The 21837-nt window shown below is 72.5% G+C and carries 19 protein-coding genes; 8 read left to right on the top strand and 11 right to left on the bottom strand.

Annotated features, from left to right (window positions below):
- Positions 1-7: 7 nt before the first annotated feature.
- Positions 8-1993 carry a response regulator gene (locus Asi03nite_RS04165; RefSeq protein ID WP_239102369.1) on the top strand — a complete coding sequence of 662 codons (1986 nt, stop codon included), beginning with the start codon at positions 8-10 and terminating at the stop codon, positions 1991-1993.
- A gap of 4 nt (positions 1994-1997) precedes the next feature.
- Here Asi03nite_RS04165 and Asi03nite_RS04160 read toward each other — a convergent pair whose 3' ends face one another.
- Positions 1998-4505 (bottom strand): FtsX-like permease family protein, encoded by a 2508-nt coding sequence (locus tag Asi03nite_RS04160; protein ID WP_203677045.1) that lies wholly within the window; start codon positions 4503-4505, stop codon positions 1998-2000.
- Entirely contained in the window at positions 4502-5269 is a 768-nt protein-coding gene (locus tag Asi03nite_RS04155; RefSeq protein WP_203677044.1) for an ABC transporter ATP-binding protein, read from the bottom strand. Before Asi03nite_RS04155 ends, Asi03nite_RS04160 begins: the two co-directional genes overlap by 4 nt.
- 150 nt (positions 5270-5419) lie before the next feature.
- Between Asi03nite_RS04155 and Asi03nite_RS04150 the strand changes: the two genes are divergently transcribed.
- Positions 5420-6553 (top strand): sensor histidine kinase, encoded by a 1134-nt coding sequence (locus tag Asi03nite_RS04150; RefSeq protein ID WP_203677043.1) that lies wholly within the window; start codon positions 5420-5422, stop codon positions 6551-6553.
- Between the two features lie 15 nt (positions 6554-6568).
- The gene (locus Asi03nite_RS04145; protein ID WP_203677042.1) at positions 6569-7207 is read left to right on the top strand and encodes a response regulator; all 639 of its coding nucleotides are present in this window, start codon (positions 6569-6571) and stop codon (positions 7205-7207) included.
- A 284-nt stretch (positions 7208-7491) separates the two neighbouring features.
- Here the strand turns inward: Asi03nite_RS04145 and Asi03nite_RS04140 are convergent, their stop codons facing one another.
- Entirely contained in the window at positions 7492-8376 is an 885-nt protein-coding gene (locus Asi03nite_RS04140) for a DMT family transporter (RefSeq protein ID WP_203677041.1), read from the bottom strand.
- A gap of 70 nt (positions 8377-8446) precedes the next feature.
- Here Asi03nite_RS04140 and Asi03nite_RS04135 point away from each other — a divergent pair, with 70 nt between their 5' ends.
- Positions 8447-9427: a LysR family transcriptional regulator gene (locus tag Asi03nite_RS04135; protein WP_203677040.1), complete on the top strand. Its 981-nt coding sequence runs from the start codon at positions 8447-8449 to the stop codon at positions 9425-9427.
- On the opposite strand, the gene Asi03nite_RS04130 is transcribed toward Asi03nite_RS04135, so the two are convergent.
- From Asi03nite_RS04130 to Asi03nite_RS04120, 3 genes are all read right to left on the bottom strand, one after another.
- Positions 9424-10014, bottom strand: a complete 591-nt coding sequence (locus Asi03nite_RS04130; RefSeq protein WP_203677039.1) for a DUF305 domain-containing protein — start codon at positions 10012-10014, stop codon at positions 9424-9426. The two genes, Asi03nite_RS04135 and Asi03nite_RS04130, sit on opposite strands and share 4 nt — an antisense overlap.
- 2 nt (positions 10015-10016) lie before the next feature.
- Positions 10017-10760, bottom strand: a complete 744-nt coding sequence (locus Asi03nite_RS04125; RefSeq protein WP_203677038.1) for a lytic polysaccharide monooxygenase — start codon at positions 10758-10760, stop codon at positions 10017-10019.
- A 243-nt stretch (positions 10761-11003) separates the two neighbouring features.
- Positions 11004-12449: a helix-turn-helix domain-containing protein gene (locus Asi03nite_RS04120; RefSeq protein ID WP_203677037.1), complete on the bottom strand. Its 1446-nt coding sequence runs from the start codon at positions 12447-12449 to the stop codon at positions 11004-11006.
- 137 nt (positions 12450-12586) lie between these two features.
- On the opposite strand from Asi03nite_RS04120, the gene aceA reads away from it, so the two are divergent.
- Positions 12587-13870, top strand: a complete 1284-nt coding sequence (gene aceA, locus Asi03nite_RS04115; protein ID WP_203677036.1) for an isocitrate lyase — start codon at positions 12587-12589, stop codon at positions 13868-13870.
- Complete coding sequence (gene aceB, locus Asi03nite_RS04110) at positions 13870-15492, top strand: malate synthase A (RefSeq protein ID WP_203677035.1); 1623 nt, start codon at positions 13870-13872, stop codon at positions 15490-15492. Before aceA ends, aceB begins: the two co-directional genes overlap by 1 nt.
- 143 nt (positions 15493-15635) lie before the next feature.
- Here the strand turns inward: aceB and Asi03nite_RS04105 are convergent, their stop codons facing one another.
- The 4 genes from Asi03nite_RS04105 to Asi03nite_RS04090 form a co-directional block, all read right to left on the bottom strand.
- The gene (locus tag Asi03nite_RS04105) at positions 15636-16016 is read right to left on the bottom strand and encodes a RidA family protein (protein WP_203677034.1); all 381 of its coding nucleotides are present in this window, start codon (positions 16014-16016) and stop codon (positions 15636-15638) included.
- A complete protein-coding gene (locus Asi03nite_RS04100) occupies positions 15959-16687 on the bottom strand; it encodes a phosphatase PAP2 family protein (protein ID WP_203677033.1) in 729 nt (242 codons plus the stop codon). The genes Asi03nite_RS04105 and Asi03nite_RS04100 overlap by 58 nt, the downstream gene beginning before the upstream one ends.
- Entirely contained in the window at positions 16671-17360 is a 690-nt protein-coding gene (locus Asi03nite_RS04095; protein ID WP_203677032.1) for a phosphatase PAP2 family protein, read from the bottom strand. Before Asi03nite_RS04095 ends, Asi03nite_RS04100 begins: the two co-directional genes overlap by 17 nt.
- A gap of 67 nt (positions 17361-17427) precedes the next feature.
- Entirely contained in the window at positions 17428-18060 is a 633-nt protein-coding gene (locus tag Asi03nite_RS04090; RefSeq protein WP_203677031.1) for an FMN-dependent NADH-azoreductase, read from the bottom strand.
- Between the two features lie 142 nt (positions 18061-18202).
- Here Asi03nite_RS04090 and Asi03nite_RS04085 point away from each other — a divergent pair, with 142 nt between their 5' ends.
- Together Asi03nite_RS04085 and Asi03nite_RS04080 are read left to right on the top strand one after the other, a co-directional pair.
- Positions 18203-18697: a MarR family winged helix-turn-helix transcriptional regulator gene (locus Asi03nite_RS04085; protein ID WP_203677030.1), complete on the top strand. Its 495-nt coding sequence runs from the start codon at positions 18203-18205 to the stop codon at positions 18695-18697.
- A gap of 74 nt (positions 18698-18771) precedes the next feature.
- A complete protein-coding gene (locus tag Asi03nite_RS04080; RefSeq protein WP_203677029.1) occupies positions 18772-20382 on the top strand; it encodes an isovaleryl-CoA dehydrogenase in 1611 nt (536 codons plus the stop codon).
- Here Asi03nite_RS04080 and Asi03nite_RS04075 read toward each other — a convergent pair.
- A complete protein-coding gene (locus Asi03nite_RS04075; protein ID WP_203677028.1) occupies positions 20379-21824 on the bottom strand; it encodes an ATP-binding protein in 1446 nt (481 codons plus the stop codon). The two genes, Asi03nite_RS04080 and Asi03nite_RS04075, sit on opposite strands and share 4 nt — an antisense overlap.
- Between the last annotated feature and the right edge of the window lie 13 nt (positions 21825-21837).

The following is a 21837-nucleotide window of genomic DNA, read 5'->3' as shown; positions in this document are numbered from 1 at the left end:
CCCGACCGTGCTGATCGTCGATGACAGCCTGACCGTCCGGATGGACCTCAACGACGCGTTCACCGACGACGGCTTCGCCACGATCCTCTGCGCCACCGGCGCGGAGGCCCGCAAGGCGTTCGCGTCCGCCCGGTTCGACGCCGCGATCCTGGACGTGCTGCTGCCCGACGCGGACGGCCTGGAGCTGCTCACCGAGCTGCGCGGCTCGGCCGCCCACGAGCGGGTGGTGACCATGCTGCTGTCGGTGGAGAGCGAGGTCGCCGACCGGCTGGCCGGGCTGCGGATCGGCGCCGACGAGTACATCGGCAAGCCGTACGACGCGGGTTACGTGGTGGCCCGTACCCGGCAGCTGCTCGGCACGCAGCCGGGCGCCCGGTCCGGCGACGGCGCCCCGGTGATCCTCGTGATCGACGACAGCGTGACCTTCCGCGAGCAGCTGCGCGACCTGCTGGAGCCGGAGGGGTACGCGGTGCTGACCGCGGCCAGCGGCGAGGAGGGCCTGCGGACGGCCGCCGACCGCCGGCCGCACGCGGTGATCGTGGACGGGGTGATGCCGGGCATCGACGGGGCCACGGTGATCCGCCGGATCCGCCTCGACCCGGCCCTGCGCGACACCCCCTGCCTGCTGATGACCGCCGCCGACGACTACGCCACCGAGATGCAGATGCTGGACGCCGGGGCCGACGCGTTCGTCCGCAAGCAGCAGGACATGGCGGTGGTGCTGGCGAAGCTGGCCGCGGTGCTGCGGCACGCCGCCGAGCAGCTGCCGATCGAGGCGATCGCCAGCCTGCACGGGCCCGGCAAGGTGCTCGTCGTCAGCCCGTCCCGCGACGATCTGGACGTCTGGGCCGAGGCGCTGGGCACCGAGGGGTACGACATCATCCCGTGCACGAGCGTCGACGACGCCCTGGACCTGCTCGGCGAGCAGGCCGCCGACTGCCTCGTGCTGGGCACCGGCGACGACGTGCCGGGCGCCCGCGAGGCGTGCCGCCGGATCCGCGCGGTACCGCAGGTCGGCGACCTGCCGCTGGTGATGACCGGCCGGGAGGACGCGATGCTTTCGTGCCTGGCCGCCGGGGCCGACGACTACGTGCGGCACGCCGACGTCCCGGAGGGTTTGCGGGTGCACGTGCGGGCGCAGATCCGGCGCAAGCAGGCGCACGACGAGGCCCGCTGGATCCGCGAGGAGCTGATGCGCCGGGAGCTGGACGCCGCCGAGGAGCGGGCGGCCCGGCGGCTGGCCGAGACCCGCGCCGCCATGGTGGAGGAGCTGGAGTGGCGCAACCGGGAGCTGGAGGCGTTCTCCGGCTCGGTCTCCCACGACCTGCGCGGCCCGCTGCAGGTGATCAGCAGTTTCGCCGAACACATGCTGGACGAGGCGGACGACGAGGAGCTGGGCGAGCTGACCCGGCACCGCATCACCCGGATCCACGCGGCCGCGCTGCGGATGGCGGACCTGGTCGAGTCGCTGCTGATCCTGGCCCGGGCCAGCCGCGGGGAGCTGCGCCGGGCCACCTTCGACCTGACCGTGACGGCCCAGCAGGTGTGCGTCGAGGTGGCCGCCCGGGACCCGGCGCACCGGGTGGAGTTCCAGGTGCAGGAGGGCATGTCGGCGGACGGGGACGAGGGCCTGGTCCGGGTGATCCTGGAGAACCTGATCAACAACGCGGTGAAGTTCACCCACCGGGTCGAGCATCCGGTGATCGGCGTGGGCTGCGTGGGCGGCGAGTACTTCGTCCGGGACAACGGGGCCGGTTTCCCGGCCGGCAAGGCGGGCGAGCTGTTCCGCCCGTTCGCCCGGCTGCACGACGCGCGGGACTTCCCGGGCACCGGGATCGGCCTGACCACTGTGCACCGGGCGGTGGAGCGGCACGGCGGGGAGATCCGCGCGGAGGGTGAGGAGGGGCAGGGCGCCACGTTCTGGTTCACCCTGCCCTCCGCCGACCCGCACTCCGGCCCGGAGCGGCGCGGTCAGGCGCGCCGCTCGGGCTGACCGGTCAGTCGGTGCCCAGCGCGTTCACCGGGCTCACCCGCGCGGCCCGGCGCGCGGGCAGCACCCCGGCCAGCGCGGTCAGCGTGACCAGCACCAGGAACGCGACGGCCAGCTGCCACACCGGCACCGACAGCGGCGCGTTCGCCCCGGTGGCCTGCAGAGCCAGCCAGGCGTACGGGACACCGAGCAGCAGCCCGAGCACCGCGCCGATCACCCCGTACAGAGCGGACTCGGCGGTGAGCATGGTGCGCAGCCCGGCCCGGGACATCCCGATCGCCCGCAGCAGCCCGGACTCGCGGACCCGCTCGACCACCGACAGCGCCGTGGTGGCGCCCACCCCGACCACGGCGATCAGCACGGTCAGCCCGATCAGGCCGAGCGCGATGCCGAGCAGCGTGGCCAGGTCGGCGTTGAGGTTGTCGCGCTGGTCGGCGAGCACGTTCACGGTGAACTCCGGATTGCCGGCGCCGGCCGCGCGCATCGCCCGCAGCGCCTCGGTCCGCGCCCGTTCCCCGTCCCCGGCCTGGTCGGCGAGCATTCCGGACCACTGCGGGCCCATCCCCATCGCGGTCAGGTCGGCCGGCGTCACCAGCAGGCCGGTGTGCAGCGGCGCGTCGTCGCCGAGCACCGCCACCACCTTCAGGCCGACGGTCTTCCTGCCGTTGTGCACCTGCACGGTGTCGCCGAGGCCGAGGCCGGCCATCTCGGCGAGGTAGTGCGCGAGCACCGCGGCGCCCGGCTTCAGGTCCCCCACCGAACCGGACCGGACGTCCAGGTCACGCAGCCGGGGCAGCGCGCCGACGTCCAGGTCGGTGATCGCGATTTGCTCGAACTGGGCCACCTTCGCGGTGTCCAGCCGCCGGTACGGGGTGACCCGGGTCAGTTCCCGGCTGGCCCTGGCCCGGTCGACGAACGCGCTGGGCAGGGTGCTGCCCGCGCCGCCGGTCATCTCGAAGTCCGCCGGGGCGGCCGCGGCCAGTTCCCGGTCACCGAGCGCCCGGATGGACGCGACGCCGACCAGCACCCCGGCGGTCAGCGTGACGCCGAGCGCCACCACCACCGACACCGCGGCGGCCCGGCGCGCGCTGCCGCCCACCCCGCCGACCGCGAGCCGGCCGACCGGCCCGAGCCGGCGCAGCGGCCAGCCGGCCACCACCAGGACCGGCCGGACCAGGACCGGGCCCAGCGCGATCAGGGCCACGAAGGCGAGCGCCCCGGAGGCGACCACGGCCAGCAGCATCCGCAGCGCGTCGTAGTTCTCCTCGTCCGGGCCGGGCAGGTTGGCGTGGACGTAGGCGGCCACGGCCAGCGCAGCGGCCAGCGGCACCAGCCCGGCGATCCAGCGGAGCACGCCGATCCCGGTGCGGGCGCCGGTGCCGGCCGCGGCGCGCAGGGCTTCGAGCGGTGCCACCCGGGACGCGGAGACCGCCGGCGCGAGCACCGCCACCACCGAGATCACCACGGCCAGTAGCACCGTGCCGAGCCCCGGGAGCAGCGGGACGCCGGGGCCGAGCACGTGCCAGCCGAGCCCCCGCAGCGCGGCCGGCACCAGGTGCCCGGCGGCGAGCGCGGCGAGCACCCCGGTGACGCCGGTGACCAGGCCGGTCAGGGCTCCTTCGGTGGCCAGGGCGCGGAACGTCGCGCCGCGGCCGGCGCCGACCGCGCGGAGCAGGGCGAGCTGCCGCATCCGCTGGGCGAAGACGATCCGGAACGTGCTGGCGGCGATCAGGCCGGCCGCCGCGACGGCGATCCCGACGAACATCCCGACCACGGCGAACACCTGGTCGATCTGGTCGGCGGCGTCGCGCGCCTCGGCGAGCCGGACGTCGGCCCCCGTGGCCACGTTCGCCCGATCCTCCGGCTTGGCGCCGGCGAACAACGCCTCGATCCGGTCGCGTACCGGGCCGGCGTCGGTCCCGGCGTCCACGTCGACGTCGATCTGCTGCAGGTACGGCAGGTCGGTGAGCCGCATGACGGTGCTCGCCGGGGCGTACGCGTCGTACCCGAAGTCCTGCGGCGGATCGACCACGCCGACCACCTTGAGCGGCACCTTCCGGCCGGTGCCCGGATCGATGGTCGCGGTCGAGCCGACGGTCAGGCCGAGCAGCTGGACCGTGCGCGGCGTGACAGCGATCTCGCCGGCCGCGCCCGGATACCGCCCCTGTCTCACCGTGACCAGGGCCAGCGGGCCGCTGCCCGGATCGGCGGTGACGTTGAGGTACTGCCCGCCCAGGCCGGCGCCGATGCCCAGCCGCGCGGCGGTCCGGGAGACCCCGGGGATGGCGTTGATCGCGGCGAGCTGCTTGTCGCTGATGCTGCCGTCCCGGACGACCAGATCGACAGCCTCCGGGGTGCCGCTCAGGCCGTCCAGCACGCTGCGCTCGGTGATCTGCTGGGCCAGCACGGTGGCGTAGACGACGAACGAGGCGACCAGCACGGCCAGGCCGGTGAGAAGCATCCGCGCCGGGCGCCGGACGACGCCCGCCAGCTGGGTGCGCAGGATCGTGTTCATCGGGCACTCGCCAGCTGCTGCAGGGCGTCGGTCACCGAGGCGATGTCCGGCTGGTGGATCTCCCCGGCCAGTTGCCCGTCGGCGAGCAGCACCACCCGGTCGGCGTAGGCGGCCGCGCCCGGGTCGTGGGTGACCATCACGATCGTCTGGCCCAACTGCCGGGCCGAGTCGCGGAGCAGGCCCAGCACCTCGGCGCCGGACCGGGAGTCCAGGTTGCCGGTCGGCTCGTCGGCGAAGAGCACCTCGGGCCGCGACACCAGCGCCCGGGCCAGCGCGACCCGCTGCTGCTGGCCGCCGGAGAGCTCGCTGGGCAGGTGCCCGAGGCGGCCGACCAGGCCGAGCGTGGTGACCAGCCGGTCCAGCAGTTCGGCGTCCGGTTTCCGGCCGCTCAGGTCCAGCGGCAGCGTGATGTTGCGGGCCGCGGTGAGCTGCGGCAGCAGGTTGAACGACTGGAAGACGAAGCCGATCCGCTCCCGGCGCACCTTGGTGAGCACCTTGTCGGACTGCTTGGTCAGGTCGCTGCCGCCGAGCAGCACCTGGCCGGAGCTGGCCGTGTCCAGCCCGGCCAGGCAGTGCATCAGCGTGGACTTGCCGGACCCGGACGGTCCCATGATCGCGGTGAACCGGGCGCGCTCGAAGCCGACAGTGACCCCGTCGAGGGCGCGTACCGCGGTGTCACCGGTGCCGTACACCTTCACCAGGTCGACGGCCGCGACCGCCGCCAGGGCGTCCCGGGCGGCCGGAGGTGAGGACTGCGTCTGCATGAAAGCTCCAGGAAAGCTGGGAACCGGACGGGAGGAATCCTGATCGATCGGCAGCGGCCGGCACATCGGCTCCCGGTCGGGCTTCAGGGCGCGGCGACTCTTACTTTCGGCCGATGGGGACCCGGGGTCGTCCACCTACGCTGGGTCACGATGAACCGCATTCTCGTTGGTGTCCTGCAGGTGGCCGGGCTGGGCGCGATGGCCCTGATCGGCCTGGTGGACGTGACCGCCAGCATGAGCGTGAGCCGGCTCTTCGGCGGCCAGGTGCTGCTCGCGGTGGCGGCCGCCGCGGTCTGGCTGCCGCACTACCGGCCCGGCTCGCGGATGCTGCCGGCCGCCGCGATCGCTGTCTCCCTGGTGTCCCTGACGGTCACCGCGATGCTCGCGCTCGCCGATCCCTACGGCGGGCTGTGGGGCCTGGCCGAGTCGGCCGCGCTGCTGGTCGTGCTCGCCCTGGTGGCCCGCACCGCGCAGCCCGGCCCGGCGGTCGTCGCGCTGGTGATCACCGGCGCCGCGGTCAGCGTGATGCCGCTGCGCGCCGGGCACACCACCATCTACGGCACGTTCTGCCTGATCCAGGCGCTCGGCGCGGCCGCCGCCATCGGGCTGGGCGTCACGCTGCGCATGATGGCCGGCAACCGGCAGCGCGCGCTCGATTCGGTCCGCTCCGAGCAGCGCGCCGAGTTCGCCCGCGACCTGCACGACTTCATCGCCCACCACGTGACAGGGATCGTCGTGCAGGCGCAGGGCGCGCGGTTCGTCGCCGAGCAGGACCCGAAGCGGGTCCTGCTGGCCCTGGAACAGATCGAACAGGCCGGCACGGAGACCATGGCGTCGATGCGCCGGATGGTCGGCGTGCTGCGCGATCCGGAATCACGACCGGACGCGCCGCTGGCCCCGGTGGCCGGCGTCCCGGAGCTGGCGGCCCTCGCCGAGCAGTTCACCGCGGCCGGCGGCCCACCGGGCCGGCTGCACCTGGAGGGCGACCCGCACGGCCTGCCGGTCGAGGTGTCCACCTCGGTGTACCGGGTCGTGATGGAGGCCCTGACCAACGTGCGCCAGCACGCGCCGCAGGCCACCGCTGTCGACATCTGGGTCCGGCGGGCCAAGGACCAGTTGCTGGTCCGGGTCGCGAACGACGGTCCGGCGCCGCGGCCCTCGCTGGACCGGCCGGGGTACGGTCTGGTCGGCCTGACCGAGCGGGTCCGCGCCGCGGGCGGCCGGATCGCGTCCGGCCCGGGGGTCGACGGCGGCTGGGTCGTCGACGCGGTCTTTCCGCTCTGAGGTGAGGATGCACTGGTGATACGGGTACTGGTAGCCGACGACCAGGCGATGGTCCGGACCGGCTTCGGCATGATCATCGGCGCGCAGCCGGACATGGAGGTGGTCGGCGAGGCCTCCGACGGCGTCGAGGCGGTCGAGGCGGCCCGCCGGCTCCGCCCGGACGTGGCGCTCTTCGACATCCGCATGCCCCGGATGGACGGCCTGCAGGCGTTGCGGCTGCTCGCCGGCCCGGGCGTGGCCGACCCGATCAAGGTGGTCGTGGTCACCACGTTCGACCTCGACGAGTACGTGCACTCGGCGCTGCGCAACGGGGCGGCCGGCTTCCTGCTCAAGGACTCCGGCCCGGCGCTGCTGGTCGAGGCGGTCCGCGCGGCGGTCTCCGGGGACGCGCTGATCAGCCCGTCGATCACGGTCCGTCTGCTGCAGCACCTGACCGCGCCGCAGCCGCGCGCCGACGACGGGGGGCTCTCGCCGCGGGAGTTGGAGGTGGTTCGGCTGATCGCTCGCGGACAGACCAACGCGGAGATCGCCAAGGAGCTGTTCATCTCGATCGGCACCGTGAAGACGCATCTGGGGAGCGTCCATCAGAAGCTGGGCACCCGGAACCGGGTGGAGATCGCGGCCTGGGTCTGGGAGCGTCGCCTGGTGAGCTGACCGGTTCCGTACCTGGAGGACACACCTTCGACGCCCGGCCGGCACGCTTGCGGCTGGCGCCCAGAGTCACCTCGCGGCCTGACACACCTCTCAGGACCAGGCGAACAGCCGGGGCCGGCGTCCAGAGGTGTCTCCGGACGCCAGCCGGGCAGGTCCGGCGCGGCCGCGCGGCGCGGACCGGACAGGCGGACCGGGCGGCGCGGACCGGGCGGCGCGGACCGGGCGGCGCGGACCGGGCGGCGCGGACCGGGTGGGGTCGGGCCGGCAGGGCCGTGGGTGGGCGGTCAGACGGCGTTCACGGGGATCTCGGCGGGGCTCCGGGCCGGGCGGGTGGAGAGCCAGCAACCCGCGACGATCAGCAGGAAGCCCGCCACCGTCCCCACCCCGACCGGCTCGTGCAGGAGAGCGACACCGAGGAGCGCCGCCACCACCGGGTTGACATACGTCACCAGGCCCGCTTTGTTGGAACCGGCCAGCCCGATCAACCGGTAGAACGCGAGCATCGCCAGCGCGGTGCACAGCACCCCCAGCCCGCCCAGGGCCAGCCAGGAGTCCGCGCCCACGCTGCCCGCCGGCGGCAGGTGGAACAGCGCGAACGGGATCAGCACCAGCGTGCTGATCGTGGTGGTGGCCGCCGTCAGCGCGTCCGGCGGGACGTCGGCGACGTGCTGCTGGACCAGCTTGGTGGCGTAGGCGTAGCTGAGGGCGGCGAGCAGGACCATCCCGGCGCCGATCAGGCCCCACCGGTCGCCGGACACGTCGAGCCCGACCAGGATGACCACCCCGGCGAAGCCGGCGACCAGGCCGGCCAGGCGCAGGTTGGTGATCGGCTCGGAGCCGGCCATCAGGAGCGCGATGACGACCGGCTCGATCGCGATCAGGATGCCTGTCAGCGAGGAGCTGATGTGCTGCTCGCCGTACGTGATGAGCAGGAACGGACCCACGATGTGGACCAGCGCGAGCAGGCCGGTCACCGGGAGCCGACCGCGCAGCGCGGGCAGGCTGCCGCGCAGCGCGGCGACCGGGAGCAGGGCCGCCGCGGCGATGGCGCAGCGGCCGGCGACCACCAGCATCGGCGAGAGGTCGTCGATGGCGATCTTGATCAGGAAGTACGGGATGCCCCACAGCACGGAGACGAGGACGAACAGGAGCCAGGCACGACGATTCACCCCCACAGGATTCCTTTGTACGGTAGTAAGCGGTAGTGCTGACTTACTGATGTCGTACTAAGGAAAACTGATGATCGACTCCCGGCGGCTGCAGGTGCTCTCCGAGGTCGCCCGGCAGGGCAGCTTCAACCGGGCGGCGGCCGAGCTGCGGCTCACCCCGTCCGCGGTGTCCCAGCAGATCAGCGCCCTGGAGCGGGGCCTGGGCACAGCCGTCGTGCGGCGCAGCACCCGCGGCGTGGAGCTGACCGAGGCCGGCCTGGTGCTGATCGACGCCGCCGAGGCGATCACCGCCGAGCTGGTCACCGCGCAGCGCGAGATCGACCGGCTGGCGACCGCGCGCACCGGGAAGCTGACCGTGGCGACGTTCACCAGCGGCGGGCAGCGGCTGCTGCCGTCCGCGCTGATCCGGTTCGCGACGGCGCACCCGGGCGTCGAGCTCACCGTGATCGAGAGCGAGCCGGAGGACAGCCTGCCGCTGGTCCGGTCCGGCGCCGCCGAGCTGGCGCTGGCCTACCACTTCGACGGCCCGCCGCCGGTCGTCGACGGCGACAGGTCCGGGCTGGTCTGGACGCCGGTGCTGGACGACCCGATGTGGATCGTGATGGCGGCGGACCATCCGCTGGCCGGCGCACGGAGCCTGGCGATCGCCGACCTGGCCGAGGAGCGCTGGGTCTCCGGCTGCATCTGGCAGAGCGACCTGCTGCAGCACTACGCGGCGCTGGCCGGGTTCGAGATGCGGACGGCGTGCCGCGGGACGGACTACCAGTTCGCGCAGTCGCTGGTGCGGGCCGGCGTGGGGATCAGCGCGGTCCCGGAGGTGGCGTTGACCATGGATCCGGCCGGCCTGGTGGCGGTGCCGCTGCGGCCGCCCGCGCCGTGCCGGTTCGTCGGGGTGGCGACGCCGAGGAGGCGCCCCTCCGCGCTGGCGGCGGCGCTGCTGCAGACGCTGCGGGAGGCGGTCCGGTCGCTGCCGCCGAATCCGCTCACCGCTGGTGGCGGCGGCGCGGTGGGCACGATCAGCTCCGGCACGCCGCCGACCGTACTCGCCTAGCCGGACGCCGCGAGCTGCAGCAACCGCTGGATCTGGGACTGACGGGTGGCGGTCATCGTCGTGGCGAGGTTCCTCGCCGGCGGATAGCCGCCGGACGCCGACTCCATCCGCAGCGTCTCCATACCGTTGTGCAGATTGCCGAGCAGGAGGCTGACCGCCGTACGATCGAAATCCGCCCCTCGCATGGCCGCGAGTTGCGCGAAGTCGGACTCGCGCAGCGCGTGCAGGTCCCCATGTCCCGCGTGCGCGCCGGCCGACGGGTCGGCGGTGACCGATGCCGACCAGCCCAGCAGCCAGCGCCGCATGGTGCCGCTCTCGTCCTTCCACTGCCCGCGCAGCTCCCCCGCGATCGCCCTGATCTCCGGGTTGTCGGCGCGTTCCGCGGCGAGCGCGGCCACCCGGTCCCCTTCGGCGATCTGCGCCAGCCCCATCTGCAGGAACATCACGTCGGTGTCGGTGGCCGCGGCGGACGCGACCGGGGCCGGCGCGGGAGCCGGCGCCGACGAGCACCCGGCGAGCAGGACCGCCGCGGTCGAGGCCGAGACGGCCCGGCGAACCGGGCCGCTCGACTGTCCGAGAAGAACCATGACTACAGCGCGGTCCACAAAGCCGGCACGTTGGGCGGCTCCCAGCCGCTGATCGCGGTGTGCGGCTGCCGGCACTGGTAGGACCGGCCCGCGTAGGTGACCTTGTCCCCGGCCTTGTAGGTGGTCCCGGCCGCCCAGGTGGTGCTGCCCGGGTTGCCCGGCGGGGTGGTCGCGGTGGGTGCCGGGGTGGGCGTCGCCGTCGGGGCCGGCGTGGGGGTCGGGTTCGACGCCCCGCCGCCGATGTTCAGGTCCACGCAGGAGTAGAACGCGTTCACCGTGTCCGCGATGTTCCACCGCGCGAGCACGGTCTGCCGGCCGGTGAAGCCCCTCATGCTGACCGTGTGCGACTTGGTGGCGCCGGGCTGCGCGCCGCCGTCGTTGAACGACGCGAGCAGCGTGTTGCCGATGAAGTATTCCCAGGTCGAGGTCGAGTGCCGGGCGGTCAGGGTCCAGTTGAAGGTGACCGTCTGGCCGACGCTGGCGGCCGGCCAGTTCTTGCTGTTGTCGTTGAGCACGGCGAACCGGCTGCCGCCACCGTTGCACTGGGTGGAGCCCTTCGGCGCCTCGACGCTCTGCGGCTCGTAGATGATGTCGCCGCAGTTGGCGACCTTGCCGCTGGCGCAGTTGGCCTGGCGGCTGGGCGGGGAGGAGATGTAGCCGTGCGCGAACGCCGGGGAGGCGGCTACCAACAGGGAACCGGTGACCGCCGCGACGGTCAGGGCGGGCAGGGTGAATCGGCGTCTCATCAGGAGCTCCTTGCCTGAAGAGGAGGGACGACGTGTTCATCAACGTAAATGAAATGTAGTTAACAGTAAACACTGTTAAGGAATCTTTAGGGCAACACCCACAAGCCTCGCCAGGTACGCACCGAGCGGGCCCCGGGTCGCCGGTCCGCTCGATCACCACCGAGGGCACCGGCGGTCGGGCCGCTCAGCGGAGAAGGACGTCGGCGGCGCCGGACGGCCGGCGATGCCGCGCCCGCGGCTGGTTCAGGCCCGGCGGTCCAGGAAGTCGTACACATCCCGGTTGTCGACGCCCGGGAACGTCCCCGGCGGCAGGGCCGCGAGCAGGTGCGAGTGCACCCGCGCCGACGGCCAGGCGTTCCCGGCCCAGCGGTCCACCAGCGGCGCCGGCGGCCGCCGGCAGCAGTCCGGATCGGGACAGGTGGAGACGGTGCGCCCGGACACGTCCCCGCCCCGGAACCAGCGCGCGTGCTCGTACGGTGTCCCGACCGTCACCGAGAACTCCCCGGACCGCGTGGACTCCACGTGCACGGTGCACCAGTAGGTCCCCGCCACGGTGTCGGTGAACTGATAGAACGACGAATACGGATCGTCGGCCTCGAACACCGTCCGGGACGCCCACTTCCGGCACACCGGCTGGCCCTCGATCGCGCCCGTCACATCGGACGGGAAACGCACGTTGTCGTTCTCGTACGCCTTGTAGACGATCCCGCTCTCGTGCACCCGCGCGAAGTGCACCGGGATCCCGAAGTGCTGGGTCGCCAGGTTGGTGAACCGGTGCGCCGCCGTCTCGTACGACACCCCGAACGCGTCACGGAAGTCGTCGATGGCCAGCGCCCGGTCGGCCTTGGCCGCGGTGAGGAAGTCCACCGCGAACCGTTCCGGCATCAGCAGCGCCGCCGCGAAGTAGTTCACCTCGACCCGCTGGCGCAGGAAGTCCCCGTAGTCGGCCGGGTCGTTGTGGCCGAGCACGAAGTGCCCGAGCGTCTGCAGCACCACCCCGCGCGGGTCGTGGCCGCGGCCGCTCGCCACCTGCGGCAGATAGATCCGGCGGTTCTTCAGGTCGGTCACCGAGCGGGTGGAGCTGGGCAGGTCGTTCACGTAGTGCAGGGTGAACCCGACCTGCGCGGCGATGTCCAGGATGCCGCGCTGGGACAGCGGGCCGGTCGGATGCCGTACCGACCGGAGGATGTCGTTCGCGGCGGCCTCGATCTCGGCGAAGTAGTTGTTGCGCCGGCGCATCTCCACCCGCAGTTGCGCGTTCGCCCGCCGGGCCACCTCCGGGGTGGCGCTCTGCTCGGTGAGCACCCGGTTGAGCTCGCGGTGCAGCCCGATCAGGGCCTCCAGGGCATCCGCGGGCAGCCGCCGGCCGCCCTTGACGACCGGCAGGCCGAGAGCGGAATAAGCGGGGTTCTTCTGCAGATGCGTCAGCTCGATCTCCAGGGCGGCCCGCCGGCTCGGCGCCTCGGCGCGCAGCAGGTCCTGCAGGGTCACCCCGAGCGCGGCGGCGAGCGCCTGCAGCACGGAGAGCTTCGGCTCGCGCTTGCCGTTCTCGATCAGCGACAGCTGCGACGGCGCCCGGCCGGCCGCCGCGCTGAGCTGCTCCAGCGTCAGGCCCTTGGACCGTCGCAGATGCCGCAGACGCTGCCCGAGCGTGACCAGATCGACGTCCGGTGAAGGTGAAGCGCTCACGGGTTTCAACTTAGCAGAAATTCCGCGATTCTTCTGTTGGAAAAGGCCTTCAGAGTGGCGGGTGGGATCCCTGAGAGTGAAGTTCTTCCACGCGGCAGAACGCGGAGGAACGCGACAGAGCAGGGAAGGGATCTTCGATGACTGAGCTTGCCACCAGGGGCGGTACCGCTGCGGACCTCACTCGGGCGTGGGCCGGCGACCCCCGTTGGACCGGCGTCAAGCGCGACTACACCGCGCAGGATGTCGTGCGGCTGCGGGGCACGCTGCAGGAACGGCACACCCTCGCCGAGCGGGGCGCGGCGCGGCTGTGGGAGCTGCTGCACACCGAGGACTACATCAACGCGCTCGGCGCGCTGACCGGCGGCCAGGCGACGCAGATGGTGCGGGCCGGGCTGAAGGCGATCTACCTGTCCGGCTGGCAGGTCGCGGCGGACGCGAACCTCTCCGGGCACACCTACCCGGACCAGTCGCTCTACCCGGCGAACTCGGTGCCCGCGGTGGTCCGGCGGATCAACAACGCGCTGCTGCGCGCCGACCAGATCGACACCGCCGCCGGCCGGCACGAGCGGGACTGGTTCGCCCCGATCGTCGCCGACGCGGAGGCCGGTTTCGGCGGCCCGCTGAACGCGTTCGAGCTGATGAAGGCCATGATCGCGGCCGGCGCCGCGGGCGTGCACTGGGAGGATCAGCTGGCCAGCGAGAAGAAGTGCGGCCACCTGGGCGGCAAGGTGCTCGTCCCGACCCAGCAGCACATCCGCACGCTCAACGCGGCCCGCCTGGCGGCCGACGTGGCGGGTGTCCCGTCGGTGGTGGTCGCCCGCACCGACGCCCTGGCCGCGGACCTGCTCACCTCCGACGTGGACGACCGGGACAAGCCGTTCACCACCGGCGAGCGCACCTCCGAGGGCTTCTACCGGGTCCGGCCCGGCGACGACGCGGCGATCGCCCGCGGCATCGCCTACGCCGACTACGCCGACCTGCTCTGGGTCGAGACCGGCAAGCCGGACCTGGCGTTCGCCCGCAAGTTCGCCGAGGCGGTGCACGCCGTGCACCCGGGCAAGCTGCTGGCGTACAACTGCTCGCCGTCGTTCAACTGGAAGAAGAACCTGGACGACGCCGACATCGCGCGGTTCCAGAAGGAGCTCGGCGCGATGGGCTACAAGTTCCAGTTCGTCACGCTGGCCGGCTTCCACGCGCTGAACCACTCGATGTTCGAGCTGGCCCGCGGCTACGCGCAGAGCGGCATGAGCGCCTACGTGAAGCTGCAGGAGGCGGAGTTCGCCGCCGAGGCCGACGGCTACACCGCGACCAAGCACCAGGCCGAGGTCGGCACCGGGTACTTCGACGCCGTCTCCACCGCGCTGAACCCGGAGAGCTCGACCACCGCGCTGTCCGGCTCGACCGAGGCGGAGCAGTTCTGATGGGCGGCGAAGAGGTCACCCTCACCGGCGCCACGACCGGCCGGTACGCCGAGATCCTCACCCCCGGGGCGGTGGCGTTCGTCGTCGCGCTGGACCGCGAGTTCGGCGCCCGCCGGGTGCAGCTGCTGGAGCGCCGCCGGCGCCGCCGGGCCACCCGCACCACCGAACTGGACTTCCTCGGCTCCACCCGGCACATCCGCGACGACGCCACGTGGCGGGTCGCTCCCCCGCGTCCCGACCTGATGGACCGCCGGGTGGAGATCACCGGACCGCCCGAGCGGAAGATGACCATCAACGCGCTCAACTCCGGCGCCCGGGTGTGGATGGCCGACTTCGAGGACGCCACCTCGCCCACCTGGGAGAACGTCGTCCTCGGCCAGCTCAACCTGAAGGACGCGCTGGACGGCACGCTGGACTGGACGGCCGCCGACGGCCGCCGCTACCAGGTCGGCGACACCCTGCCGACGATCATGGTGCGCCCGCGCGGCTGGCACCTGCCGGAATGTCACCTGCGGATCGGCGGCCGCGCGGTCTCGGCGTCGCTGTTCGATTTCGGTCTCTACCTGTTCCACTGCGGGCGCAAGCAGCTCGAGCGCGGCTCCGGCCCCTACTTCTACCTGCCGAAACTGGAGTCGCATCTGGAGGCCCGTCTCTGGAACGACGTCTTCGTGTTCGCCCAGGACCTGCTCGGCATCCCGCGTGGCACGATCCGGGCCACGGTGCTGATCGAGACCATCAACGCGGCGTTCGAAATGGACGAGATCCTCTACGAGCTGCGGGAGCACTCGGCCGGGCTGAACGCGGGCCGCTGGGACTACCTGTTCAGCATGATCAAGAACCGGCCGGACGTGGTCCTGCCCGAACGCTCCCAGGTCACCATGACCGCGCCGTTCCTGCGGGCGTACACCGAGTTGCTGGTCAAGACCTGCCACCGGCGCGGCGCGCACGCCATCGGCGGGATGGCGGCGGTGGTGCCCAGCCGCGACCCGGTGGCCGCGAAGCGCGCGCTCAACCAGGTCCGCCAGGACAAGCGGCGCGAGGTCGGCGACGGCTTCGACGGCTCCTGGGTGGCGCACCCCGGACTGGTCGCCACCTGCCGCGAGGTCTTCGACCAGTGGCTCGGCGACGAGCCGCACCAGATCGTCCGCAAGCGCGACGACGTGCGGGTCGGCGCCGCCGAACTGCTCGGCGTCAGAGGTCCCGCGGTGACGGTGAGCGAGGTGGCGCTGCGCAACAACGTCAGCGTCGCGCTCCGGTACGTCGCCGCCTGGCTCGGCGGACGCGGCGCCGTCGCGCTCGGCGGCCTGATGGAGGACGCCGCCACGGCGGAGATCTGCCGGGCCCAGCTCTGGCAGTGGATCTCCACGGGCACGCCCACCGACTACGGGGTGCCGGTCACGGCCGCCCTGGTCACCCGGATGCTCCGCGAGGAGCTGGACGTGCTCAGCGAGACCGGTGCGCTGGACGAGGAGACGGCCCGGCTGTTCGGCCAGGCGCGGACGCTGCTGACGGTCCTGCTCACAGAGAGAACGTGCCCGGAGTTCCTGACCCTGCCGGCATATCTACGGCACCTGTCGGGCGGGTCGGCTCCGGTCACCGCTCAGGCTCCTGTCGCGGCCTGAGCGGTGAGGCGAAGCCGGGGCAGCCCTCCGACCTGCCCCGGCTTCGCCGCCTCCGATCACCAGCACAGTCAAGATCCCGATGCGGTACGCCCCGGGGCGCTCCCGGCGTCCGGCGCGGCCGGGGGTCACCGGCCCGCCGACCGCTAGAGGGCGGCGACCGCCTCCACCTCGACGAGGAACTCCGGGCGGAACAGCCCGGCCACCTTGACCAGGGTGCTGGTCGGCGGGGCGGCCACGTTGACGAACTCGTCGCGCACCGCCCGGACCGTCGGCAGCTCGTCGGTGTCCACCACGTAGAACGTCAACTTGACCACGTCGGCCCAGGTCGCGCCGGCCTGTTCGAGCGCAGCGCCGAGGTTGCGGAACACCTGGCGGGTCTGTTCCGCCCAGCCGGACGGCACCACGCCGTCCGGCCCGGCCGCGACCTGTCCGGACGTCCACACCAGACGGCTGCCCGGGTGGATGGTCACGACGTTGCTGTACCCGTTCGGCGACGGTTCGCCGGGGAAGTCGAAGGGGACCATGACCTCACCTTAGATATCTTCCAGGGGACGTGGGGGGACAGCACCGCGCGGGTCATCACCAGCAGGCAGAGCGAGGCGTTCAGGAACGACGACAGCACGTCGCTGGGGTGGTGCATGCCCCGGTAGAGCCGGCCCAGCGCGACCGCGACCGGCAGCAACGCGAGCACCCAGCACAGCGCCTTGAGCCAGCCGGGCCGGGCCAGCGACGCCAGCAGCAAGGCCAGCCCGACGTAGAGGGCGAACGCCGCCGAGGTGTGCCCGGACGGGAAGCTGGAGGTGGGCGGGGACGCGTCGAGGCGCTGCACGTCCGGCCGCGGCCGGTCGATGGCCAACGTGGTGAAGAAGAAGACCAGCGCCTGGGCGCTGACCACGAGGCACAGGAAGATCGACTCCCGCCACCGGTGCAGGGTGAGCCGCAGGACGATCGCCATGATCGCGGTCAGCCCGATCACCGTCGACGTGTTGCCGAGGAAGCTGAACCACCAGGAGACCTCGGTCTCGTCGTGCGTGCGGTGGGTGGCGAAGTACCGGTTGACCCCGTCCTCCACGGTGAACGGCCAGTGATGCGCCAGCACGTGCGTGACCAGCAGCCCCAGACCGATCATCAGAATGAGGATCGCGGCGACGGGCAGCACGATCCTCTTCAGCGCCTGACTAACGTATGTGGACACCGCCGCTTTCTACCCGGACGCGGCGTCCTTGGAACACGGCCACGGTGACCGCCGGCACCGCCACCCCGAGCAGCATCCCGGCCAGCACGTCACTGGTCCAGTGCACGCCGAGCGCCACCCGGGCGTACGCGGTGATCAACGGCAGGACGACGGCCGCGACGACCAGCGCCGCCCGCTTCGTCCGGCCCGCCGTCCGGGGCAGCAGGACCAGCAGGAACACCGCCGCGCCCAGAGCCGCGTTGAGCGCGTGCCCGGACGGGAACGAGTATCCGGTGGCGCGGGCGACCGGATCGAGCAGATCCGGCCGATGCCTGCCGAACAACAATTTGAGTACGCCGCCGAGCACTCCCCCGGCGGCCATCGTCGCCACCACCCACCAGACGAGCACGGTCTCCCGGCGCCGGGCGAGCCAGATCGCGAGCAGGACCGCCGCCACCCGCCAGGTGTTCGGATGCAGGATCAGGCTCCACCACAGCATCGCGTCGACCAGCGCCGGATGCTCGAGCGCCGAGGCGTGCAGCCGGTCGGCGACCCGCATGTCCAGGTCGTGCAACGCGCCGGCCCGGGCCGCCACGAGTGCCGCGATCATCCCGAACGGCACGAGCAGCGCCACGGCCAGCCCGGCCGCCTGAGTGGTCCGTACCCCTAGGGCGATCTCCCGCTGATGCCGCATCAGCGGCTTATACCCAGCGTCCCCGCCGCGAAGCACGGCGGGGACGAGCTCGGGCTGCCGGGGGGCGTCAGCGGGCGGCCAGGGTGCGGCCGGCCTCGTCGGCTGCCTGGTGCGCGGCCTCCTTCATGGCGGTCGCGGTCTCCAGGAAGGCGTCCAGCGCCGGGTTCACGCCGACCAGGGTGAACTCGCGCTCGATCAGGGTGAGGTCGGCGCCCCAGATGTCGGCGACGACGCGGCGCAGGTAGTCGGTGTTGTGGTCCCAGCCCTCGCGCGGGGTGCCCGGGCCGTAGGCGCCGCCGCGGCTGGTGACCACGATGACCGGCTTGCCGTCGAGGTACTTCTCGCCGTTCTCCCCGCCGGCCATGGCCAGGTCGAACCAAGTCTTGACGTGCTGCGAGACGCCGTAGTTGTAGAACGGCAGCGCCAGGATGGCGCCCTGGGCGTCGCGCAGCTCGTTGGCCAGCTCACGGGCCAGGTCGACGGCGCGGTTCTGGGCGGCGCTGCGGTCGGCCTCGGACACGTAGGCGGCCGAGACGGCGAGCTGCCAGGCGTCGGACGGCAGCGGCTCGTTGCCGACGTGCCGGCGCACGACCTTGGTGTCCGGCGCGGTCTCGAGCCAGGCGGCCTCGGCGATATCGGCGAGCGCACTGCTCGCGGAGTTCGGGCCGAGGATGCTGGCGTCGACGCGAAGAATGCTCATCGGTACTGCTCCCGTTGCTGTCAGGCTTGAACCGTCAACTCAAGTTAGGCCGACAGGACTTGAAGCGTCAAGTCGAATGAGTTGATGGTTCAAGTCGCGTGGATCACCGGCGAGATCGACGCGTCAAGCTAAAGTGGTGCCCATGAGCACCGAGGAGCCACGCTGGCTCGACGCCGAGGAGCAGGACACCTGGCTGGCCATGGTGAAGATGCTCACGCGCCTGCCGGCCGCCCTCGACGCCGATCTGCAACACACCTCCGGCGTCTCCTTCTTCGAGTATCAGGTGCTCGCCGGCCTCTCGATGAAGTCCGATCGCCGGGCCCGGATGAGCGAACTGGCCGAGTTCAGCGCCTGCTCGCTGTCCCGGCTCTCGCACACCGCCCGCCGGCTGGAGTCCAAGGGCTGGCTCTACCGCACGCCCGACCCGACCGACGGCAGGTACACGCTGGCCGTGCTCACCGACGCCGGCTGGGAGAAGGTGGTGGCCACCGCTCCAGGGCACGTCGCCGAGGTGCGCCGGCTGCTCATCGACGCGCTCACCAAGGCGCAGTACAAGCAGCTCAGGCAGATCAGCGAGCGGGTCAACGACGCGATCGGCAACGAGCCATGCCTGGGCGCGCACAACGCGCCCTGCTGATTCCGGCCCGGCACGGGACCTTACCCCTGATGGTTACCGTACCCCTGATGGTTACCGTCGAGTAGGGTGCGGTCGTGACGCACGAGGTGTTCAACCAGCCGCCCCCGCTGACCGGCTACGACGTCGCCGCCGACGCCGCGCTGACCGCGGCGGTCGAGCGTGAGGGCGCCGGGTGGGCCACCGGCGATCTGCACAAGCTCGGCCTGCGCGCGGGCGCCGAGGAGGTCCAGCGGTGGGCCGACGAGGCGAACCGGAACGAGCCGCGCCTGCTCACCCACGACCGGTACGGCCACCGCCTGGACGAGGTCGACTTCCACCCGTCCTGGCACCGGCTGATGGACACCGCCGTGGCCCACGGCCTGGCCGGCGCCGCGTGGGCCGACCCGCGGCCGGGCGCGCACGTGGCCCGCGCGGCCGGCTTCTTCGTCTGGTCGCAGGCCGAGGCCGGGCACGCCTGCCCCGTCTCGATGACCTACGCGGTGGTCCCGGCCCTGCGCCACGACGCCGGCCTCGCGGCGCTCTACGAACCATTGCTGACCAGCCGGTCGTACGACCCCGGCCTGCGCGCCCCGGCCACGAAGAGCGGCCTGCTGGCCGGCATGGGGATGACCGAGAAGCAAGGCGGATCGGACGTCCGGGCCAACACCACCTCGGCCCGCCCGGGTGCGGACGGCACCTGGCGCCTGACCGGCCACAAGTGGTTCACCAGCGCCCCGATGTGCGACCTGTTCCTGGTCCTGGCGCAGGCCCCGGGCGGCCTGTCCTGCTTCCTGGTCCCGCGCGTGCTGCCGGACGGCGCCCGCAACACGTTCCGCATCCAGCGCCTCAAGGACAAGCTGGGCAACCGCAGCAACGCCTCCAGCGAGCCGGAGTTCGACGACACGGTGGCCTGGCTGGTCGGCGAGGAGGGCCAGGGCGTGCGCACGATCATCGAGATGGTGTCGATGACCCGGCTGGACTGCGTGATCGGCTCCGCGTCCGGGATGCGTGCCGCGCTGGTGCAGGCGATCCACCACGCGCGGCACCGGTCGGCGTTCGGCAGCCCGCTGATCGGCAAGCCGGCCATGCGCAACGTGCTCGCCGACCTGGCGCTCGAGTCCGAGGCGGCGACGGTGCTGGCGATGCGGCTGGCCGGGTCCGTCGACCGGGCGGTCCGCGGCGACGCGCAGGAGCAGGCGTTCCGCCGGCTGGCCATCCCGGTCGGTAAGTTCTGGGTGTGCAAGCGGCAGCCGGCGGTGGTCGGCGAGGCCCTGGAGTGCCTGGGCGGCAACGGCTACGTGGAGGACTCCGGCCTGCCCCGGCTCTACCGGGACGCGCCGCTCAACTCGATCTGGGAGGGGTCGGGCAACGTGCAGGCCCTCGACGTGCTGCGGGCGATCGGCCGCTCGCCGGAGAGCCTGGAGGCGTTCTTCGCCGAGGTGGGCGGCGGCGACCGCCACCTCGACGAGGCGGTGCGGGACCTGCGGTCCCAGCTCGCCGACGGAACCGATCCGGAGGTACGGGCACGGCGCCTCGTCGAACGGATGGCGCTGGTCCTGCAGGCGTCGCTGCTGTTGCGGTACGCCCCCGGCCCGGTCGCCGACGCGTTCTGCGCCAGCCGGCTGGGCGGAGACTGGGGTCACACGTTCGGCACGCTCCCCGCCGGGGCCGACATCGCCGCGATCGTGGAACGGGCCGCGGCCTAGACGTGGTCGCGCAGGTCCCGGATCGCGGTCAGCAGCTCCTGCTGGGAGATCGGGTCGGCCGCGCCGGTCCGGGCGTCCTGCATCGCCTTGGTCATCTGGACGCGGCGCAGCACCTCCTTGATGTCCGCGCCGGTCATCCCGGTGGCCGCCACCCCGAGCCCGGCCAGGTCGAGATCGTCGGCGAACATCCGGAAACCGCCGCGCTCGTGCGCCGCGACGAGGCCCTGGATCATCTTGCGGAAGATCTCGGCACGGCTCGCCTCGTCCGGCTTCGGGACACTGATCTTGATGTCGAAGCGCCCGGAACGGATCAGTGACTCGTCGACCCGTTGCGGGAAGTTCGTGGTGGCCACGACGATCACGTTGGGGTTCGCCTCGATCAGGTCGTTCATCTCCTGCTTGAAGATCCCGGCGACCGCGTTGAGCGCCTGGCTGGCCGCGTCCCCGCCGGCCCCGGCGTAGCTGACGATCGAGTCGAACTCGTCGAACAGCATCAGCGTGGGCGCCCGGTAGCGCCGCGCGTCGCGGAAGATCTGCTTGATGTTGCGCTCCGAGCCGCCCAGCCACTTGTCCAGGATCTCCGGGGTGCGGATCTCCCGGAAGTCGGCGCCGATCTCGTTGGCCAGCGCACGGGACAGCATCGTCTTGCCGGTGCCCGGCGGGCCGTACATCAGGATTCCCTGCGGGCGCCGCGCGCCCCACCGCGCCATCGCCTCCGGATGCCGGAACGACACCGCGATCTGCCGCAGCTCGGCCACCACGCCGGTCAGCCCGCCGACCATGTCGAGGGTGACCTCCGCGGTGCCGGCCGGAGCCGGCGGCGGCGGCGCCTCGCGGCTGAACACGTAGCGCCGGCCGCGCAGCGCGTCGGGCTCCGACAGCTCGGTGACGGCCTGCAGGGTGAGCGTGACGAACGCACGCAGGTGGTTCGCGGTCACCTCGTCGCGCGGCACCTCCGACCGCAGCCGGACCACGTCGCCGCCGTCCTCCCGGTCGACCTGCGCCTGCAGGCCGACGCCGGCGTCCGCGAAGGCGCCCGGCCGCCGGTTCGCCGCGGGGCCGCTCGGCTTGTCCAGACCCAGCTTGCGGTACGCCGCGGCGGCCGCCGACCCCACCCCGTCCACGATCCGGGTCGCCACCGGGTCGCCCTCCGCGATCCGCTTGGACAGCAGCACGCCGATCGGGTCCCGGCCGAGCACCATGGCACGCATCCGCTCGGTGGTCATCGGCTCGGCGCCGGCGTGGATGCGGGCGACGAACACGTGCATCGGGCCGCTCGTGGTGTCCGCGCTCGAGACGGTGACCTCGACGCGGTGGACTCCGGCCGGCCACTGGGCGCGGTGTACCAGTTCGACCGGATTGACGCGGGCCGCCGCCAGAATCGTGGAGGCGTCGACCAGTTCGACGGTGGCTCCGGCGTACTCGAAAATCTCGCCGCTCATGGCTTTTCCTCCG

The sequence above is a fragment of the Actinoplanes siamensis genome (genome assembly GCF_016862395.1).
In the GTDB taxonomy this organism is placed as follows: domain Bacteria; phylum Actinomycetota; class Actinomycetes; order Mycobacteriales; family Micromonosporaceae; genus Actinoplanes; species Actinoplanes siamensis.
This window is presented reverse-complemented; position numbering and strand designations above follow the sequence as displayed.

Excerpts from the sequence above, each read along its gene's own strand:
- Asi03nite_RS04160 (WP_203677045.1), bottom strand. The coding sequence starts at position 4,505 with ATGAACACGATCCTGCGCACCCAGCTGGCGGGCGTCGTCCGGCGCCCG.
- Asi03nite_RS04155 (WP_203677044.1), bottom strand. The coding sequence starts at position 5,269 with ATGCAGACGCAGTCCTCACCTCCGGCCGCCCGGGACGCCCTGGCGGCG.
- Asi03nite_RS04150 (WP_203677043.1), top strand. The coding sequence starts at position 5,420 with ATGAACCGCATTCTCGTTGGTGTCCTGCAGGTGGCCGGGCTGGGCGCG.
- Asi03nite_RS04135 (WP_203677040.1), top strand. The coding sequence starts at position 8,447 with ATGATCGACTCCCGGCGGCTGCAGGTGCTCTCCGAGGTCGCCCGGCAG.
- Asi03nite_RS04130 (WP_203677039.1), bottom strand. The coding sequence starts at position 10,014 with ATGGTTCTTCTCGGACAGTCGAGCGGCCCGGTTCGCCGGGCCGTCTCG.
- Asi03nite_RS04125 (WP_203677038.1), bottom strand. The coding sequence starts at position 10,760 with ATGAGACGCCGATTCACCCTGCCCGCCCTGACCGTCGCGGCGGTCACC.
- aceA (WP_203677036.1), top strand. The coding sequence starts at position 12,587 with ATGACTGAGCTTGCCACCAGGGGCGGTACCGCTGCGGACCTCACTCGG.
- aceB (WP_203677035.1), top strand. The coding sequence starts at position 13,870 with ATGGGCGGCGAAGAGGTCACCCTCACCGGCGCCACGACCGGCCGGTAC.
- Asi03nite_RS04105 (WP_203677034.1), bottom strand. The coding sequence starts at position 16,016 with ATGGTCCCCTTCGACTTCCCCGGCGAACCGTCGCCGAACGGGTACAGC.
- Asi03nite_RS04095 (WP_203677032.1), bottom strand. The coding sequence starts at position 17,360 with ATGCGGCATCAGCGGGAGATCGCCCTAGGGGTACGGACCACTCAGGCG.
- Asi03nite_RS04090 (WP_203677031.1), bottom strand. The coding sequence starts at position 18,060 with ATGAGCATTCTTCGCGTCGACGCCAGCATCCTCGGCCCGAACTCCGCG.
- Asi03nite_RS04085 (WP_203677030.1), top strand. The coding sequence starts at position 18,203 with ATGAGCACCGAGGAGCCACGCTGGCTCGACGCCGAGGAGCAGGACACC.
- Asi03nite_RS04075 (WP_203677028.1), bottom strand. The coding sequence starts at position 21,824 with ATGAGCGGCGAGATTTTCGAGTACGCCGGAGCCACCGTCGAACTGGTC.